General features: G+C 48.4%; 2 protein-coding genes. Both read left to right on the forward strand.

What is annotated here, in order from left to right; translation table 11 throughout:
* The first annotated feature begins 89 nt into the window (after positions 1-89).
* A complete protein-coding gene (locus VB777_RS11445; protein WP_323249061.1) occupies positions 90-4,883 on the forward strand; it encodes a VWA domain-containing protein in 4,794 nt (1,597 codons plus the stop codon).
* Positions 4,884-4,967: 84 nt separating this feature from the next.
* A partial coding sequence (locus tag VB777_RS11450; RefSeq protein WP_323249063.1) for a transposase occupies positions 4,968-5,310 on the forward strand: 343 nt, incomplete at its 3' end.

Below are 5,310 nucleotides of genomic sequence, written 5' to 3' on the forward strand. Positions count from 1 at the left end.
TGTATAAGGATCCGACCTCGACGACGGTGGCGATCACGTCAGCGACGGGAGGGAATTACGAAGACCTGGACACGAGCGCCACGGCGACGGTGTCGGTTGTCGACACGATCGACACGACGACGGTGAGCTTGAATCTTGTGATGGTGGATGAGCAAACTGGTCAGGCGACGATCACGGCACAAGTGGACAATGAGGTAACCGGCAGTGACCTGTTTATCGACTTGGATAATGGCCAGACAATTACGATTGAGAAGGGGCAGACTAGCGGAAGTATCAGTTCTGTGGTTGAATCGAACACAGATCAGGTAGCAATTGTTACGACTTTTGGTGGCAACTATGAAGCCTTGGATACGAGCTCTGTTGACCATTTCGTCACGATCACAGGCCTTGATGGAAACGGCGCTGAAGTAATCGTTGACGAGGACGATCTCCCTGATGGTACAACGCCGAATCTCGGTGCGTTGACGAAGACTGGATCTTTCTCATTTACTGCAGTCGATGGCGCTGATGATGTGACCATTGGAACGACGGCGTTAGTTACCAATGGTGTTTATGCCGGTGACGGGACAGAGGTGACGACAGCTGCTTACGGCACGCTGACGATTACGGGGTTCAGTGCTGATACGGATGCCATCACCGGTGACTTAGTTGGTGGTACGTTTAACTACAGTTATACCCTTGACGATAATACTCTGACCCATTCGACAGGCAATGGTGAGAATTCCATCGTCGAGAGCTTGACGGTGACCGTGCGCGATAATGACGGAGATTTCAAATCAGCTTCATTTGACATTCAAGTAACAGATGATGTACCTCTGGCCGGCGACATAGTCAAGGATGTCAAGGCTGATATCTCAATCAATACCAATCTACAGCTTGTTATTGACGTATCAGGAAGCATGGACGACTCATCTGGTGTTGGCAGCATGACGCGCATGCAACTCCAGATTAATTCAGCAATCGAGCTGTTGGAGCAGTATGAGGCACTTGGTGATGTCAAAGTCAGTGTCATTACATTTAGCAGTGGGGCTTCAACACTGTTGAGCTGGGGCTCTGCTGATGCTGCCAAAGATCAAATCCGATCGCTTACGCCAGATGGTTGGACGAACTATGATGCTGCTCTCAATATGACTTGGAATAACTTTGAGGCAACGGATAGTGATGGAAACCTACTCCGTATTGCTGAAGCACCGGATGTGAACTTGCAGAATGTAATCTATTTCTTCTCAGATGGCGATCCCAATAGAAGCGAGTTGGGCGGTACGGAGGATAATCCTAATCCTGCCGTGATAGTTGATGGAACTCAGGTCTTTGGCACTGGAAACGGTGTGTCCAATACCGAAGAAGACTACTGGAAAGAATTTCTTGATGATAACAATATCAATTCCTTCGCTATTGGCGTTGGGTCGAATACATCTTCTGACGATCTGAATCAAATCGCATACAATGGTATAACCGGCGTGGATGCCAGTGCGATTGTAGTCGAAGATCTCAATGAGTTGGATGCTGAACTTTCGGGCACTATCAATGTCTTTCCAGGTGACTTGATTGGTGAAACGACGACTAGTGGCAACGTGGAGACAAGCATCGGTGCCGATCAAAGCGGCTATATATCTGAAATCACAGTTGATGGAGTAACATATGCGTATGATCAGGCCACTGGTCAGTCCTCTACTACTGGAACCGGCACTAGTGTTGGGACATTTAATTCAACCTCTAATACTTGGTCTGTGACCACAGCAACGGGTGGCGAGCTGATGATGGATATGGACAATGGATCTTATACGTACACTACGCCCACCACTCAGGCAATACAGGCTCCACTCTCAGAGTTAATTGGTTATACTCTGATGGATGCTGACGGAGATTCCGGTTCGGCGACGTTGACGCTTAACGTGGATCCAGATTTATCTCCTCTGATTGTCCGTGATGACTTGATTCTCACCAACCAATCTGCAGTTGCAGGTCTTGATGCAATCGCTATTCCAACCTGGGCCTTGCTTGCCAACGATACGGGTGGCGATGGTGTAGGAATGATCACATCTGTTTCTAATTCTGCAGATGGCTCGGCTGTTTTGAGTGGTGCAACTGTCACCTTTACCGAAGCGAGTGCAAGTGATGATGATGGAGGTAGCTTTATCTACACTAACACCACAGGTGGAGACACGGATACTGCTAATGTCGTGCTAGACCGTTTACAAGCAGGCAGTAATATCTTGCAGGGAACATATAGAAATGAAATTTTGCTAGGCAAGGACGTTGAGACTACTTTGGCTCCAATCACTTGGACTGAGTCATTTACTGGACAAACCTACAATGCGGGAGGCGGTGATAACTGGCCAGTCGCATGGTTGGAGTTGGATGATGACGAACTTGCTAACTCTGGTGACCTTTTCATTACTACTGCTGGAAAGCTTGAGTTCACAGGTGACAGGGGTCCAAATAGTGACGGCGACGCCACATTGACGAGTGGCACTCTTGATATTCCTGCCGGAATGACCACAGCAACGCTGAGCTTTAATTGGGAAAAAGTTGTTTCTAATCAAAATAAGGATACTAGTTTCCAGATATCTAGTTATAATGGGAGCGGTTGGAGTGGTTGGTCTACGCTGACCTCTATTGATGGTAATGATGCTGATACTGGTAGCTTTAGCACTGATATTAGTGAGTATCTTGCGGGGAGCGCCATCGAAATACGTATAAAATCAGATGGAGATATGGATAATGGCGAGTATGTCCGTATCGATGACTTGAACATTGTATGGAGTCAAACAGGAGACTCCATGTATGGAGGAGATGGCAACGATGTCCTTTTAGGTCTACGTGGGAATGATGCTCTCTTTGGTGGTACAGGCCAAGATATTCTTGCCGGTGGCCGTGGTGCGGATCAACTCACTGGTGGTACCGGAGCAGATCGATTCCTGTTCTTGAAGGGAGAGGGAGGTTCTGGTACTGATCTGATCACTGACTTTGAGGCTGGCCTTGATACGATTGTGATTCAGGCTGCTAATATTTCACAGGTTCAAGTCTCTACCGCAAGCATTGTCAGCGGCAGTGGCAGCAGCACGGTACGTGAGTACACTGTGACTGTTGGCTATAGTGATGCTACTGCTGCAGATGTCTTTACGATCCAGCTATCGAATAACAAGGTTCTTTCGGATGCAGGTAACACTGGCACCACTGCATTGCCGAACGGGATTGCTATTGCCTCTTCAACGGCAACGATTGATGGCGTGATTGTTGGTGCAACAGTCTACATGGATATCAACCGAGACGGAGTAATGCAGGAGGATGAGTTGATTGGGGTTTCAAATCAATATGGTCACATTGATTACGTCATTGATATTGCCAAGTTGGATGTTAATGGTGATGGTCAATTCACCTTGGGTGAGGCTAGGCTTGTGATGAACGGTGGTATTGATATTGATACGGGCCTTAGTTACGATATCAATCTCTATGGATCAGTTGGCTCCTCAGTTGTCAGCCCTCTGACTTCCCTGCTGCAGACGCTCCTTGAAGATGGCTATAGTCTCGATGAAGCTAATTCAGCTCTTGTTGATGGACTTGGCTTCACACCTGGAACGAGCCTTTCCAGCCTCAACCCGATCGCCAGTACCTCGCAGGTGTTGCTCCAGAACTCCGCTGTGATGACCCTTGCGGTTCAGCTTTCGGAGCTGGCTGCGATCAAGTTGGGAACCGATGAAGCGCATGCTTCTTATCCGGTATTCTCTGCGATCAGCACGTCCTTAGTTACATCGAGTCTAGACGCTGATCTCAGCGACAGTGATAGCACAGCTGCTACGGGGGCAGACTTCAGCAATTCCTCCTTGCATACCACAATCGGCAATGAGCTGGGCCTTGCAGACGTTATGACCCCAGAGGTCATCAACTTTATGGTTGCTAGTCAGAATGCTTTGCAACATAGTATCGATAGTCTCGCCCCTGAAGATGATGCGCTTGCTGCCATTAGCAATGTGCAGCAACTGACACAGGGATCCTATGCTGAGGTGCTTGAATCTGTTGCCTCTGGCAATCTTTCATCCGAGGCTTTGGATACGCTCTCAGGTCTGCTCGATGCTTATAGCAATGGCTCCTTGGAATTGAGTGATATGGCGGTCTTTGATCAGCTTCTCACTGCTGCTAACGAAGATTCGGTGATCAGTGCTGAGGAGTTCCAGGAGGCGTTGGCCAGTCTGCCTCCGTCGTTCGTAGATCAGCTGGCTGCATCAAGCACCCTTTCTGCCGATCCCGATTCCCCGGTGGTTGATGATGCCTCTGATTCACTCGACACCTTAGACCCTGCTGATAGCTCCAGTGATCTTGTTGACCAGCCGTCTTTAGACTCCTTGAGTGATGCTATCGATGGCACGGTTGACACTGGAACTGAATCCGCTGTTGATGACGGTGCCGTTGACTCGATTTACGACGATGTCAATCTTGTGCCTTTGGATACTCTGATTGATGATATTCTGGCTGATCCGTCTCAGCTTCTTGCTGATTCTTCATCCTCAGGTTCTCTTGATTCTTCCGTCACAGCTGATGATGTTGTCATCGGAGACGATGCTATTGTTCAGGATGAAGTGGCTGATGTATCGAGTCTGGTCACTCAGCTCTTGGATGATCAGCCCGTTACGGATGACGATCTTGCTGAATACCAGCATGACATCACATTGGTTGATCCCATTCTTGATACGACGCAGGATTCCCTTCTCGATGATCCAGCCAGTGGTGGGATGGACTCAGGTTTGGCTGATTCGAGTCTGCATGATTCTTCGGATGACAGTCATGATCTGTCTCAGCATGATCCGCTTCACTCTGATGTATCTCTTGATGATAGTGGCGCCACCCACTACGTCTACGACGATCCTGGCGTGATGGGTTGACTTGAGGGCACCTCGAAAAATCGCAAGACCGCTTGATAGCGACCGAATTGAATTATACTAAGGCTTCAAGATTACATACTTTCCATGGGCCAGCGAGGTTTCTGGGACGAACAGCAAAGAGTTGCAAAGCTCCAAGAGAAGAAGCCTGTTCTGACGCGTCTTACTGAATCGATTCCTTGGGAATCATTCCGTCCTTTACTTGATAAAGGCTACAGCCAGGAGCGCAAAAGCAATGCTGGCCGCAAACGGATAGATCCACTGATTCTTTTCAAGATGCTGGTGCTCCAGCAACTATTCAATTTAAGCGATGAAGAGGTCGAATTCCAAGTAAATGACCGTCGTTCCTTCGAGGAGTTTGTTGGCCTTGGAGTGATGAATGACATACCAGATGCAACTACAGTGGCTTTCTTCAGAGAGCGCCTACGCA

The sequence above is a fragment of the Synechococcus sp. CCY9202 genome (assembly GCF_034931685.1).
GTDB lineage: Bacteria > Cyanobacteriota > Cyanobacteriia > PCC-6307 > Cyanobiaceae > CBW1002.